Source organism: Pseudostreptobacillus sp. (assembly GCF_977040545.1).
The window spans coordinates 1-12954 of the sequence record NZ_CDRRBS010000025.1 but is presented as its reverse complement, the minus strand read 5'-3'; the positions used below and the strand labels follow the sequence as shown (position 1 = coordinate 12954).

Sequence of the window (12954 nt, the reverse complement as noted above, 5' to 3'; positions counted from 1 at the left end):
TATTTTAGTTTTACAATATCTGAAATTAAAATTTTTATTTTCTTATTCTCAACAGCTTTTTTATCAACTTTTATATTATAACCAAATACAGTATATATATTAAAACAAATATAGGCTAATAAAAATAAAATCAATAAAATAGACATCAAATTATTATCTTCCAAAGGATGTATAAATGATTTTAATGAATATATAATTATAATTAGTAATACTAGTATTAAAAGTAAACTTCTTAACATATACATTAACGAAACTCTATATATTGTCTTTTCTTCAGGATTTAATATTTTAATACTATCCATATATTCCTTAAAACTTTCTTTATTTCCTATAAACATATTTACTCCTTATTATCTATGCTTTCTTCCTTATTTACATCTTTAGTTTCTTGAGATTTTTCATTTTCTTCTACAATTTCCTGATCAACTACCTTATATACTGTTTCCCCTTCTTTTTTCATGTTTAGTTTATCTCTAACGAATTTTTCTTTATTTATATCTTTTTTAGAAACCTCTAATTCTTTTTTTATTTTTTCTTTTTCTTTCAATAATTTTTCATATCTTATTTCTCTTTCAACAAGTTTTTTTCTTGCTTCATGTATACGAACAAGATTATAAGATAGTTTAAAAATAAAATAAACACTAAGTAATAATACCACAATAACAAATATCAATTTGAATCGACTTTTTCTCATTTCTTTCTCTCTTTCTTTTTCTTCTTAATATCTCTAATAATTTCAATAAAACTATCTAAACTATCAAATTTATTATATACCGAAGCAAATCTAATATATGCTACCTCATCTATTTCTAATAAATTTTCCATTATTATAGAACCTAATTCTTGACTTTGTATTCTACCGTTAAATCTGTTTAAAACTTCTCTTTCAACATTATCTAACATATCTTCAAGTTTCGTTTCATCTATATCTCTTTTAACCAAAGATCTCAAAAGACCCTGAAATATCTTATTTCTATTAAACTCTTCTATTCTTCCATCCTTTTTTTTAACTTGTATAGGTAATTTAAAAATCTTTTCAGTTGTATTGAATCTATTGTTACAATTATCACATTTTCTTCTTCTTTTTATAGAGTTACCATCACTAAATGGTCTACTATCAATTACTTTTGTATCTTCATTACCACAATAAGGACACTTCATATTACCACCTATTTTATTTCCATACTTTTAACTAAATCTATAATTTCTTTTGGTTCTTTTGCACCCAAAAACTTTTCTCTAAAACTTTCATTTTGTGCAAATCTTGAAATTCTCGCAAGTATTGTTAAATATTCTTGACTAAGAGCAGTAGGCATTAAAAACATAAATACTATATTTATTGGTTTTTCATCTATAGCTTCATAATCTATAGGACTATCAAGAACCCCTATACCAATTACTATATCTTTAACAGCATCTGTTTTTGCATGTGGTATAGCAAATCCTTTACCAATACCTGTTGAACCTATTATTTCTCTATCCATCAAATCTTGAAATGCTTTTTCTTTATCTAAAATATTCTTATTATTTTCTATAAGTTTAAACATATCTTTTAATAAACTAGATTTAGTTTTTGATTCTAATTTCAAATTAATTTCTTCTACTTTTATATTTTCATGAATACTTTTCATACCTTTTCTCCTTATATTAAAATTTTATTATATCTAATTTTTGTTGAAAAATATGAATTAATATATTTTTCAAATACATTAATTAGCATCTTAATTTGATATACCTCTATAACTTTTTCACCTTTAATATATAATAAATATTTATTGTATAATAGTTTTGTATTATTATCCAATATAAGCTCTAAATCAAATATCCCTAATTCAATCATCATACGTCTTAAATATATTAATATTAAAGAATAAAAATAAAGTTCATCTTCCAATTTTAAATCATCAATATTATCTATATATTCTAGTATTTCTAAATTTCTATAAAAAAGATTCTCTTCAGGATTATTATATTCTAATATTTCATTTAAAACATGAAGTATATACAATCCTAGTTCTAATTTATTAATATTATTTAATATATTCCTAAATTGTTTACTTAAATAAATATCAGTTATTGAATAATTTTCATTTATATTATTCATTTCTACTTCAACCAAACTAAGTGGCATTATAGCAGAAAGATTTCTACTTTTAGACTTTTTTATTCCATAATTTATAGCAGATATTTTACCATGCTCTTTAGTAAAAAGAGTTGATACTACATTAGCTGTATTTACATCTTTTTTATTTATCACTAAGGCTATATCTCTAATATTTTTCATACTAATAACTTAATTGATAATCAATTTTTATAGATTTAGATATAAATCTTATATTAGTAGGTTTATTATTACTAAAATTCTCAAATTCTACTGTATAATCCTTAGCCTCTATTTTTCTTAAAATAGAATTTTCAAATATATATTTTTTATGTCCCTTATTCTGTGTTGTTGCAGTTTCTAAACTTGATAATTCAGAAAGTATAGAATAAATACTTTCATCTTGTCCTGTTATACTTTGTTTAACTGTTTGCTTAAGTTTTGGTGAATAAAGTGTTTTTCCACTTTTAGAATAGGTATATATTTCTCCTTTGTTTAAAGCAGGTTCTAATACTTTTAATTCCATTTTACTTGGACTATAACTTACATCATATACTTTATTTTTCTTAACATTATTTATCACAGAATTTTCTATAACTTTAGCTTTAAAATTACCATCTAAATATGGAAAAACTTTTGAAAATGTTAAGCTTGAAAATAATGTTAAAAACATTATTATTTTCTTCATTCTATACCACTTCTTTCTTCAATTATTTTATTTATTAAATTTATTTTATTTTTATCATACTTATAAACCACAAGAGTACTTACTTTACTTAAATCAAAATTAAGTTTTAATATTAATGTTTTATTATCTATCAAACTTTTTTTATTTGATACATTAAATTTACCTATACTTAAACCTTTAGGATATAGTTCACTTATACCTGAAGTTTTAATATTAAATAAACTAATTTTGTCTACTGATTCATCATTAAAATTATTTATTACAAATTCTGAATTTCCTTTACCTCTCAATATACCTTGTATATGTCCATTTATATCAACAGCCATTTTAAAATCAGGATTAGATAAAAGCTGAACTTCAGAATAATTTTTAGAAACTCTATTTATTCTACCAATAACATTTCCATTAAGTAAAACTGGTAAATATTGTTCAATCCCGTCATTAGCTCCTTTATCTATATACAGTATATTGTCTTCTATTAAAGATTCAATTAGAATCGTATTTGCGACTATATATTCTGATGTAGAATTAGATTTTAATTCTAAATTTTCCCTTAACTCTCTATTTTCTCTAACTAAATTTTCATATTCAATATTTTTAGCTTTAAGCAATTCTATTTCTTCATCTTTTTTATTATTTTCATCAATTATTTTTGAAATATTACGTATATATTCTAGTTTATTTGTATAATTATCCACTTTTTTAAATATGATACTTTTAGATGTTACCAGACCATTATTCATACTTTCTAATGCAATACTAGCATATTTCAAAAAAACAAACCTTAACAATAGAAAGAATACACTTAAAAGTATTATAGAAAATAGTCTTTTTAAGGTTAACTTTCTTTTTTTACTCATAAAATCACCTAATACATTCCTGGAACTTGCTGATTTTTATTTTCTTCTTGTTTAGTTACCACGCTAACTTCAGTAGTTAATAATAACGATGAAATCGAACTTGCATTTTGTATAGCCGAACGAGTAACTTTAGTCGGATCTAAGATACCTCTTTCAAACATATCAACATATTCTTCTTTCAATGCATCATAACCAAAATTAATTTCTGAATTAAGAACTTTATCCACTACAACTCCTGATTCAACTCCAGAATTTATTGCAATTTGTTTAAGTGGTGATAAAAGAGCTTTTTTAAATATATCTACACCTATACCTTCTTCTCCATCTATAGAAAAAGACCTCATATCTTTATAAACTTGAACAAGTGCTGTTCCACCACCTGCTACTACACCTTCTTCTACTGCTGCACGAGTTGCATTAAGAGCATCTTCTATTCTCATTTTCTTTTCTTTCATTTCAGTTTCTGTTGCTGCTCCTACTTTAATAACAGATACTCCACCTGAAAGTTTAGCTAATCTTTCTTGTAATTTTTCTCTATCATATTCTGGTTTTGTTTCTTTAATTTGCTCTTTAATTTGATTTATTCTTTCAAGTCTTTCTTCATTATTGCCCATACCATCAACTATTATACTTTTATCTTTTGTTATCTTAATTCTTCTTGCCATCCCCAAGTCATCAATATCTGCCTCTTCAAGTTTCATTCCTTTTTCTTCAGATAATACTATTCCACCTGTAAGTATAGCAATATCCTCAAGTATAGCAAGTCTTCTATCGCCAAAAGCTGGCGCTTTAACTGCAACTACATTCAAGGCCCCACGTATTTTATTTAATACAAGAGTTGAAAGAGCTTCACCATCAACATCATCTGCTATTATTAAAAGCGATTTTGATTGTTCGGCAATTTTTTCAAGTATTCCTATAATTTCTTTCATAGAACTTATCTTTCTACTAGTTAATAATATATATGGATTTTCAAGTTCAACATACATTCTATCACTATCTGTTACAAAATATGGTGATAAGTACCCATTATCAAATTGCATCCCTTCAACAATTTCTAAACTAGTTTCTAAAGATCTTGCCTCTTCAACTGTTATTACTCCATCTGTTCCTACTTTTTCCATTGCCTCTGATATCAATTTACCTATAGTCTCATCTGCTGCCGAAATTGAAGCTACTTGTTCTATTTCATTATTTCCTTTAATAGCTACCGATCTTTCTTTAAGTTTATCTACTGCAACCTTTGCAGCTTTTTCTATACCACGTCTTATAAATACAGGATTTGCCCCAGCTTGTATCATTTTAGAGCCTTCTTTTATTAAACTTTGTGCTAACACTGTTGCTGTGGTAGTTCCATCACCTGCAACATCATTTGCTTTAATTGCTACCTGTTTAATTAATTCAGCTCCTAAATTTTCACTAGGATCATCCAATTCTATTTCACGGGCTATAGTTACACCATCATTAGTAATCAAAGGTGCTCCATACCCTCTATCTAAAACTACATTTCTTCCACGTGGACCAAGTGTTACTTTAACTGCATCTGCTAAAATATCAACACCTCTTTCAAGAGCTTGTCTTGCCTCATAATTAAATTTGATTATTTTAGCCAAACTAATCACCAACCTTTGCATAAACATCTTCTATATTAACTATATACTTAACTTCACTTGAATTTCTAACTTCTAAAGATTTTTCTCTATCAAATATTATGAAATCTCCTATTTTCAAATTTTCTATTTCATCACTTTTTTCACAAACTTTACCATAATTATCAATTTTTACAATTTCTTCTGTTAATATCAATCCAGATTTACTTCTATTTTCACTTTTAACTAATTCAACTAACACTCTTTTCCCTAAAGGTTTAATATGCATACATCTATCCTTTCTATTTGTTTCTTTTCTAAATATTATACCATATATTGTGTTTTCTTTTCAATATATATTCAATTCAATCACAAAATGTTATTTAAGTTAAAAAGGAGCAAAAATTAAAATTTACTCCTTTATTTTAAGTTATAATTTTATATCATTATTCTTTAAAAATTTAATTGCACACACTAACCCTAGTAATATAATAAGTAAGCCACTTATACAAAATATTGCATTTATTTTTATATATTTTAAAATATATCCTACTAAAATCATTGATAATGGTGTCGCAATATTTATATACACACTTTCTTTTAAAAAATAAAATTCATTTTCTTTTTTATCAAAATTCTTCTGAATAATTAACTTATTTGAAGTTGAATAAAAAGGAAAAGATATACCAGATATTAAAATCACAAGTAAATATAGATAAATATTAGTTGAAAATGCTAATACTGATATTGATAAACCAAATAAAATAATTGAATTTGAATAATAATATTTATTTTTAAATTTTGCCTTTATTACAATATATGACCCTATAAACATCCCAAGAGACCAAAAAATCTCATTATATTTTAAATATGTAATATTATTACCAAAATAATATTTTACTAATAGAGCCGTCATAAATCCCGGTATTGTCATGAAAAAATAAAAAATAAAATTTATAGCTAACATTCTCTTTAATAAATTATTTAATGTTATAGAACATTCTTTTTTTATATCATCAACATTTATATCATTTATCACATTAAGATTGCTTACGATTAATATACTTATTATTGCTGTTACAACATCAATAATTGCAATATAGTTCAATGAATAAGAACTTAAAATAAAAGCAGTTATTGCAGGGATGACTAGTGAAATCATAGAATTTATCAAACTATTCAAGGCATTAACTTTTTTAAAATAACTTTCCTTATCAAATAACATTACTATTATAGAATTAGAATATGGCTCCATTATTCCTGAACCTATAGATCTCATAAATATTATAAAATAAACTAATTTTAAATTTGTTATATCTACATAAATTAATATAAAACTGAAAAAAGCAGTTATAGCATCTCCAATATTCATCATTAATTTGTGTTTCTTTTTTATTTTAATTTTATTCAATAAATAAACAATTAAAATCTTAGGTATATATGTTATTAATATACTTATAATAAATGGAGTAGATGTATCGTTATATAAAACTAATGACCATATTATTGCAAAATCTAATATTGAACTTCCTATTTTACTAATTGTTTGACTTAAAATATATAGAAAAAAATTTTTATTATTATTCATAATTCACCTATTCTTTTTCTTTTTAAATATATTTTTATTTTAATCCTGTACTACCAAATCCTCCATGTCCTCTTTCTGTACTATCTAATTCTTCTACTTCTTCAAATTCAACTTGTATATACGGAGCTATTACAAGCTGCGCTATTCTTAATCCATGTTCTAACTTGAAATCTTTATCACTATGATTATACAAAGGAACCATCAATTCTCCTCTATAATCTGAATCTATAACACCTACTTTATTAGCTGGTGCTATTCCACTTTTAGAAGCCAATCCACTTCTTGCATAAACAAGTCCTACATAACCATTAGGAATTTCAAATGAAATTCCAGTTTTAACTAAAAAAGTTTCACCCGGTTTTATAATTACGTCTTCCTCAAGTAAAGCATAAATATCAGCACCTGCAGAATATTGTGTACCATAAGTAGGTATAGTTGCTCTTGCATCTAATTTTTTAATTTTCATTTTATTTTTCATTCTTATTACCTTTCTTATTCGTAATCTTATTTATATCTTTAAATAAAGTCCAATAACCTGTAATTATACCCAAAAATATCAATAATATTATTACAAGATCATTACTTTTAAACCCTATAATTCTTTGTAATGCAAAATATATTCCAAGAAGTAATAAAACTGGTGAAATTATTGTATATGCAAAACCTGTAGCAAAAGATAAATATTTATGTAATTTACTATCTTTTTTATTAAAATTTTCCTTTAATCTTTCTTTTTCAAGTATATCTTCACGTACTTCATCGCCATCAGAATCTACTCCAGTATCTAAATAAGTTTTATTTTTATTTTTTCTTTCTTCTTCTACAGAAGTAAATTTTGTATTTTCAAGTAATTCGCTAAATTCAAATTCTTTCATTTCATGTAAATCTTTCATAATCCACCTACTTTTTCTTCCTACAAACTAAAAATACTCTACTCTCTCCATATTCACTATTTCTAGCAGTATCATATATCTCAAAACCTTGTTCTCTTACAGTTTCTAATAATTTTTCTGTTTCAAAAATATTTTTTTCATGTTTTTCTACATATTTTCTATAAACATCATCCTCTTTTAGAAAAATAGTCATTTCAACTAAATGTTTATACTTACTTAATTGTTCATGTCTCATTATATGTGTGTAATTTTCCGTTTCATCTATAAATATATCATTTTCAAAAATTTCATCAAATATTTCAACTTCAACAAAATCAAAAATAAAGTATCCATCATCTTCTAATGAATTATATACATTTGATAAAAACTTTTTAAGATCTGACAAAGATGAAAAATAATTTACTGTATCAAAATTACACATTATCAATCCATATTTTCTATCTATTCTATCATTAACTATATCTAATTTATAAAATTTAAGATTATCCATATTATACTTAGATTTTGAAATTTCCAACATATCATCTGAAATATCATAAGCATCAACATCATAACCAGCTTTAGCAAATATATGTGACATCTTACCTGTACCAGAACCTAAATCTGCAACATTTTTTATACCTTTTTTAGGTAAATATGATTTTATAAATTTAAACCACGAATTATAGTCAACATTATCCATAAATTCATCATATATATATGCAAATTTCTTATGTATCATACTAATTCTTCCTTAACTTTATCAACTAATTCATTTAATATTTTATTTAAAACACCTTCTTCTTTAGCTTCAACCATTACTCTTATTAAATTTTCAGTACCTGAAGCTCTTACAAGTATTCTACCTAATCCATGTATCTCTTTTTCTTTTTCTTCTATAAATTTAATAAGTTTTTCATTTTTATCCCAAGTTTTTTTCTTTTCTTTATCCACTATTATATTAACCATATCTTGAGGCCAAAGTGATATTTCTTCTCTTAATTCACTAAGTTTTTTACCACTTTCTATAAATGCTTGCATCAATTGTATACTTGTTAATATACCATCTCCTGTAGTATTATAGTCAAGCATTATAACATGACCTGATTGTTCTCCACCAAGATTTAAAGCATAAGTTCTCATTTTCTCTAATACATATCTATCACCAACATTAGATCTAATTAAACGTATATTATTATCTTCTAAGTACTTTTCAACTCCCATATTAGTTAAAACTGTAGTTACAACTTTATTTGAATTTAACATACCTTTAGAATGTAAATTCATAGCCAATATACTAACAACTATATCTCCATCTAAAACTATACCCTTTTCATCTACGGCTATCAACCTATCAGCATCTCCATCATAAGCTATACCCATATCAGCTTCAAACAATTTAACAGCTTCACATAATTTTTCAGGATGTGTTGACCCACAATTTACATTAATATTCTTCCCAGTAGGAGTATTATTTATTACAACAACCTCTGCTCCTAAATTTTGTAAAACCTTAGCTGCTACTCTATATGCTGCACCATTAGCTGTATCAACTACAACTTTATATCCCACAAATGAAGTTTTAACCGTACTTTGTAAAAACTTTCTATACATTTTCATATCGTCTTCTACATAAGTAAATCTTCCAAGTTTTTCTCCATAAACTAAGTTTTCCATTAAGAAATCTCTATCATCCATCAATCTTTCTATTTCTTCTTCAACTTCATCACTTAATTTATATCCTAAACTAGAAAATATCTTTATCCCATTATCTTTAATAGGGTTATGTGAAGCTGAAATCATAACACCAGCGTCTGCATGTAAATGTCTTGTAATGTAGCTAACACCTGGAGTTGGAAGAACTCCAACAAAATCTATATTTACTCCCATTGCTGTTAAACCAGCAGAAAGAGCTGATCTTATCATATATCCTGAAATTCTTGTATCTGTACCTAATATAACTTTAGGTTTTCCTTCTGTTGTTTTATTTTTTCTTAAATAATATCCAAGAGCTAATCCAAGATTTGTAACTATATCTATATTCAAATCTCTATTTGCTTCTCCTCTTATTCCATCTGTTCCAAAATATTTTCTACCCATTTAATATCCTTCCCATATATTTACCTATATATTTGCCTATTATTTTTATTTTATTTTGATTAGTCCTACTTAATATATTAGTTCCTTTTAAATGATTTAAATATCTCATATATAATTTATCATTGACATGTTCTACATAGACAAAATCTATACTTCCATCAATGCTTACTAAAATAAACTCTTTATCTATATTTTGTATGTCTAAATTTTCAGTTTCAATAAATACATATTCTCCTTTATTAAATTCTTCTAAATTAGAACACTCTATTTTCAAATATTTCAAATCATTTCTTTTTAAATTAGATATCATTATTTTTTCTTCATTAAAAGTATACTCAAATCCATTTATAGTATATTTTCCTATACATTGTATATCAAAATCATAATCTTCTATATATCTAACCTTTTTATACACTTCATATTTTTCTATTATTTGTACATCTTCTTTAGATATACTTAAAGTTTTTATTAAATTATTCATAACCATTTTAGATGGTCTTTTTCTATTATTTATCAAGGCATTAATATATTGAGGACTTACGCCTAATATACTTGCTATTGTAGTTTGTGTAATATTTAATTTATTCAAATATTTAGTCAATATATCTCCAGTAGTAACCATTACTCACCTGCTTTTTTTCTTTCTTCTTCCTCTAATTCTAATATCATATTAATTTCTTCAAGAATAATATCAGAATCTAGACCATGTAACTCTATTCCTTCACCTATAGTTTCAGCAGTTGATATTACACACCCAGAACACCCTAGACCATATCTCATCAATATATGAGACACTATCGGATACTTTTCTACAACTTCATCTATATTCATATCATAATGTACTCTTATTTCCATATTTCTCCTATTTTTTTATATTATCTACATTATACAACTTTTTTATTTTTTTTTCTAGTAAAACAAAAACTGTATCATAAAGATACAGTTTAATTTATCAATTTTATTTTAATGGAGGTAGATTATGAGTTTTGTTAACGAAAGAATTTCAAAAAGAATTGAAGAACTTGCTATACAACTAACTAATATATTTAGTGTTGTAGATACTAAAGGTGAAATTGATATTTCTGAAAAGGTTTATGAAATTATGGGAAATATTCCATATTTCAAAGAAAACCCAAAAGACTTATTCTATGTTAGTGCAAATGATACACTAGGAAGAAAAAGTGTTGTTGCTATACTAAGAGGTAAAAAGCAATCTAAGAAAACTGTTGTATTAATTGGACATACAGACACAGTTGGTATATCAGATTATGGAGAACTTGCTGAATATGCAAATGATCCTTATAAACTAGCTGAAGGATTTAAACATATAAAATTAGATGATGTTGTAAGAAAAGACTTGGAAAGTGGAGATTTCTTATTTGGTCGTGGAATATTTGATATGAAGAGTGGAGACGCTGTAATAATAAATCTTTTTGAAGAAGTTGCAAAAGACTTAGATAATTTTGAAGGAAACTTAATCTATGCAGCTGTATGTGATGAAGAAGCAAACTCAAGTGGAATGCTATCTGTTGTTCCTAAACTTGTTGAACTTCAAGAAAAAGAAGGATTAGAATATCTTGCTCTTCTTGATACAGATTATATAACTGCAGAATTTATAGGAGATGAAAGTAAAAATATCTACATAGGAACTGTTGGAAAATTAATGCCTTCTTTCTTTGTTGTAGGAAAAGAAACTCACGTTGGAGAATCTTTTAATGGAATTGACCCAAATGAAATTTCATCAGCTATAATGACAAGAGTAAATATGAATACTGAGTTCTGTGATATTGTTGATGGTGAAGTATCTCTTCCACCTATAAGCTTATATCAAAGAGACCAAAAACCTGAATACTCTGTTCAAGTTGGAAAAACTGCAGTTCTTTATTTCAACTATGCAACTCATATGTCAACTCCTGATATGGTTCTAGAAAAAATGAAAAAGGCTGCTTTTGAAGCATTTGACAGTGTAGTTACAAAATTAAATAAACAATATGAAACTTTCTGTTCAATGAGTTCAAACAGAACTTATAAAAAATTACCTTGGGAAGCTAGAGTTCTATCATATACTGAACTTCTTGAAAAAGTTAGCGAAGAAAAACCTGATATTGATGAAGTATTAGCAAACTATAGTAAAGAACTAATGAAAGATGAAAGCATTGATACTAGAGTATTTGCTCAAAGAATGGTTGAAAAATTACAAGCTAGCTGGAAAGATCAAAATCCATTAGTTGTTGTTTACTTCTCTCCACCTTACTATCCTCATATCTATATAGATGGAACAAATCCTAAGGATAAAGCTCTTATAGATGCTGTTGATAATGCAGTAAAAACTACTAAAACTGATTATAAATTAGCATATAAGAAATTCTTCCCATATATTTCTGACTTAAGTTATGGAGCTGCACCAAAAGATCCAGCTATAATAGCTAGTCTAAAAAATAATATGCCTGGATTTGGTGTAAAATATAGTCTTCCATTAGAAGATATGCAAAAATTATCTCTTCCTGTTTTAGATATAGGATGCTTTGGATATGATGCACATAAATTTACAGAAAGAGTTGAGAAGAAATATAGTTATACAGTTACTCCTGAGTTAGTATATAAAACAGTTATGAAATTATTAAACAATGAAATCTTATAAGAAATAAAATTTACTGAAACGTAAGCCATATTAATATTACTCTTAAAAAAGGTTGGTGTATATTATGATAGAAAAAATAACTATGTTATCAGACTGGCTGTGGTCTTATCCAATGGTTATATTATTAGCTTTAGGTAGTATATATGTAACAATAAGATTCAAATTTATCCAAATTGTAAAATTACCTCTAATTATAAAAACAGTTTATAAAGATGTAGTAAAAGAAAATTCTGGTGAAGGAAATATATCTGCTTTACAAGCTGCACTTACTGCTATAGGTTCAACCTTAGGTTCAGGAAATATTATGGGGGTTGCAGTTGCAATTTCCATGGGTGGTATTGGAGCACTTTTCTGGATGGTTGTTATTGGACTTTTTGCTGTAGGTCTTAAATATGCTGAAGTTATCTTAGGAATAAAATATAGAGAAAAGAATGAACTAGGTGAATATGTTGGTGGAGCAATGTATTATTTAAAACATACTAAGCTTCCTATTCTAGGAACTTTATTTGCACTTT

Annotated in this window: 18 protein-coding genes; 2 read left to right on the top strand and 16 right to left on the bottom strand. The window is 25.8% G+C overall.

The features are described 5' to 3' along the window. The 16 genes from ACWYO2_RS02510 to ACWYO2_RS02435 form a co-directional block, all read right to left on the bottom strand. Positions 1-338, bottom strand: a 338-nt coding sequence (locus ACWYO2_RS02510) for a hypothetical protein (RefSeq protein WP_455514919.1), incomplete at its 3' end; no start/stop codon positions are given. A gap of 2 nt (positions 339-340) precedes the next feature. After that, positions 341-694: a septum formation initiator family protein gene (locus tag ACWYO2_RS02505; protein ID WP_455514918.1), complete on the bottom strand. Its 354-nt coding sequence runs from the start codon at positions 692-694 to the stop codon at positions 341-343. After that, positions 691-1161, bottom strand: coding sequence for a transcriptional regulator NrdR (nrdR, locus tag ACWYO2_RS02500; RefSeq protein ID WP_455514917.1), 471 nt, complete (start codon positions 1159-1161; stop codon positions 691-693). Before nrdR ends, ACWYO2_RS02505 begins: the two co-directional genes overlap by 4 nt. 8 nt (positions 1162-1169) lie before the next feature. Further along, positions 1170-1631, bottom strand: coding sequence for a PTS sugar transporter subunit IIA (locus tag ACWYO2_RS02495; protein WP_455514916.1), 462 nt, complete (start codon positions 1629-1631; stop codon positions 1170-1172). 11 nt (positions 1632-1642) lie between these two features. Beyond that, positions 1643-2284, bottom strand: coding sequence for a DNA repair protein RecO (gene recO / locus ACWYO2_RS02490; RefSeq protein ID WP_455514915.1), 642 nt, complete (start codon positions 2282-2284; stop codon positions 1643-1645). Position 2285: 1 nt separating this feature from the next. Beyond that, the gene (locus tag ACWYO2_RS02485) at positions 2286-2789 is read right to left on the bottom strand and encodes a hypothetical protein (RefSeq protein WP_455514914.1); all 504 of its coding nucleotides are present in this window, start codon (positions 2787-2789) and stop codon (positions 2286-2288) included. Beyond that, positions 2786-3649 carry a rod shape-determining protein MreC gene (mreC, locus tag ACWYO2_RS02480; RefSeq protein WP_455514913.1) on the bottom strand — a complete coding sequence of 288 codons (864 nt, stop codon included), beginning with the start codon at positions 3647-3649 and terminating at the stop codon, positions 2786-2788. The genes ACWYO2_RS02485 and mreC overlap by 4 nt, the downstream gene beginning before the upstream one ends. An 8-nt stretch (positions 3650-3657) precedes the next feature. Further along, positions 3658-5262 carry a chaperonin GroEL gene (groL, locus tag ACWYO2_RS02475; RefSeq protein ID WP_455514912.1) on the bottom strand — a complete coding sequence of 535 codons (1605 nt, stop codon included), beginning with the start codon at positions 5260-5262 and terminating at the stop codon, positions 3658-3660. A 1-nt stretch (position 5263) separates the two neighbouring features. Beyond that, positions 5264-5527, bottom strand: a complete 264-nt coding sequence (locus tag ACWYO2_RS02470) for a hypothetical protein (RefSeq protein ID WP_455514911.1) — start codon at positions 5525-5527, stop codon at positions 5264-5266. A 141-nt stretch (positions 5528-5668) separates the two neighbouring features. After that, on the bottom strand, positions 5669-6826 hold the full coding sequence (locus tag ACWYO2_RS02465) for an MFS transporter (protein ID WP_455514910.1): 1158 nt from the start codon (positions 6824-6826) through the stop codon (positions 5669-5671). Positions 6827-6860: 34 nt separating this feature from the next. Continuing rightward, positions 6861-7304 (bottom strand): dUTP diphosphatase, encoded by a 444-nt coding sequence (gene dut / locus ACWYO2_RS02460; RefSeq protein WP_455514909.1) that lies wholly within the window; start codon positions 7302-7304, stop codon positions 6861-6863. Then, positions 7294-7719 (bottom strand): hypothetical protein, encoded by a 426-nt coding sequence (locus ACWYO2_RS02455; protein ID WP_455514908.1) that lies wholly within the window; start codon positions 7717-7719, stop codon positions 7294-7296. Before ACWYO2_RS02455 ends, dut begins: the two co-directional genes overlap by 11 nt. A 7-nt stretch (positions 7720-7726) precedes the next feature. After that, positions 7727-8440: a class I SAM-dependent DNA methyltransferase gene (locus ACWYO2_RS02450; RefSeq protein ID WP_455514907.1), complete on the bottom strand. Its 714-nt coding sequence runs from the start codon at positions 8438-8440 to the stop codon at positions 7727-7729. Beyond that, on the bottom strand, positions 8437-9798 hold the full coding sequence (gene glmM, locus ACWYO2_RS02445) for a phosphoglucosamine mutase (RefSeq protein ID WP_455514906.1): 1362 nt from the start codon (positions 9796-9798) through the stop codon (positions 8437-8439). The genes ACWYO2_RS02450 and glmM overlap by 4 nt, the downstream gene beginning before the upstream one ends. Next, positions 9791-10420, bottom strand: coding sequence for a helix-turn-helix transcriptional regulator (locus tag ACWYO2_RS02440; protein WP_455514905.1), 630 nt, complete (start codon positions 10418-10420; stop codon positions 9791-9793). Before ACWYO2_RS02440 ends, glmM begins: the two co-directional genes overlap by 8 nt. Continuing rightward, complete coding sequence (locus ACWYO2_RS02435) at positions 10420-10653, bottom strand: DUF1858 domain-containing protein (protein WP_455514904.1); 234 nt, start codon at positions 10651-10653, stop codon at positions 10420-10422. The genes ACWYO2_RS02440 and ACWYO2_RS02435 overlap by 1 nt, the downstream gene beginning before the upstream one ends. Before the next feature lie 124 nt (positions 10654-10777). Here ACWYO2_RS02435 and ACWYO2_RS02430 point away from each other — a divergent pair, with 124 nt between their 5' ends. Both ACWYO2_RS02430 and ACWYO2_RS02425 read left to right on the top strand, forming a co-directional pair. Further along, positions 10778-12439 (top strand): M20/M25/M40 family metallo-hydrolase, encoded by a 1662-nt coding sequence (locus ACWYO2_RS02430; RefSeq protein ID WP_455514903.1) that lies wholly within the window; start codon positions 10778-10780, stop codon positions 12437-12439. A 64-nt stretch (positions 12440-12503) separates the two neighbouring features. Further along, positions 12504-12954 (top strand): alanine:cation symporter family protein (locus ACWYO2_RS02425; RefSeq protein ID WP_455514902.1); only part of this gene is annotated, 451 nt, incomplete at its 3' end.

Bases quoted from the DNA above. Each gene is read 5' to 3' on its own strand.
- ACWYO2_RS02505 (WP_455514918.1), bottom strand. From the start codon at position 694: ATGAGAAAAAGTCGATTCAAATTGATATTTGTTATTGTGGTATTATTA.
- nrdR (WP_455514917.1), bottom strand. From the start codon at position 1,161: ATGAAGTGTCCTTATTGTGGTAATGAAGATACAAAAGTAATTGATAGT.
- ACWYO2_RS02495 (WP_455514916.1), bottom strand. From the start codon at position 1,631: ATGAAAAGTATTCATGAAAATATAAAAGTAGAAGAAATTAATTTGAAA.
- recO (WP_455514915.1), bottom strand. From the start codon at position 2,284: ATGAAAAATATTAGAGATATAGCCTTAGTGATAAATAAAAAAGATGTA.
- ACWYO2_RS02485 (WP_455514914.1), bottom strand. From the start codon at position 2,789: ATGAAGAAAATAATAATGTTTTTAACATTATTTTCAAGCTTAACATTT.
- mreC (WP_455514913.1), bottom strand. From the start codon at position 3,649: ATGAGTAAAAAAAGAAAGTTAACCTTAAAAAGACTATTTTCTATAATA.
- ACWYO2_RS02470 (WP_455514911.1), bottom strand. From the start codon at position 5,527: ATGCATATTAAACCTTTAGGGAAAAGAGTGTTAGTTGAATTAGTTAAA.
- ACWYO2_RS02465 (WP_455514910.1), bottom strand. From the start codon at position 6,826: ATGAATAATAATAAAAATTTTTTTCTATATATTTTAAGTCAAACAATT.
- dut (WP_455514909.1), bottom strand. From the start codon at position 7,304: ATGAAAAATAAAATGAAAATTAAAAAATTAGATGCAAGAGCAACTATA.
- ACWYO2_RS02455 (WP_455514908.1), bottom strand. From the start codon at position 7,719: ATGAAAGATTTACATGAAATGAAAGAATTTGAATTTAGCGAATTACTT.
- ACWYO2_RS02450 (WP_455514907.1), bottom strand. From the start codon at position 8,440: ATGATACATAAGAAATTTGCATATATATATGATGAATTTATGGATAAT.
- glmM (WP_455514906.1), bottom strand. From the start codon at position 9,798: ATGGGTAGAAAATATTTTGGAACAGATGGAATAAGAGGAGAAGCAAAT.
- ACWYO2_RS02440 (WP_455514905.1), bottom strand. From the start codon at position 10,420: ATGGTTACTACTGGAGATATATTGACTAAATATTTGAATAAATTAAAT.
- ACWYO2_RS02435 (WP_455514904.1), bottom strand. From the start codon at position 10,653: ATGGAAATAAGAGTACATTATGATATGAATATAGATGAAGTTGTAGAA.
- ACWYO2_RS02430 (WP_455514903.1), top strand. From the start codon at position 10,778: ATGAGTTTTGTTAACGAAAGAATTTCAAAAAGAATTGAAGAACTTGCT.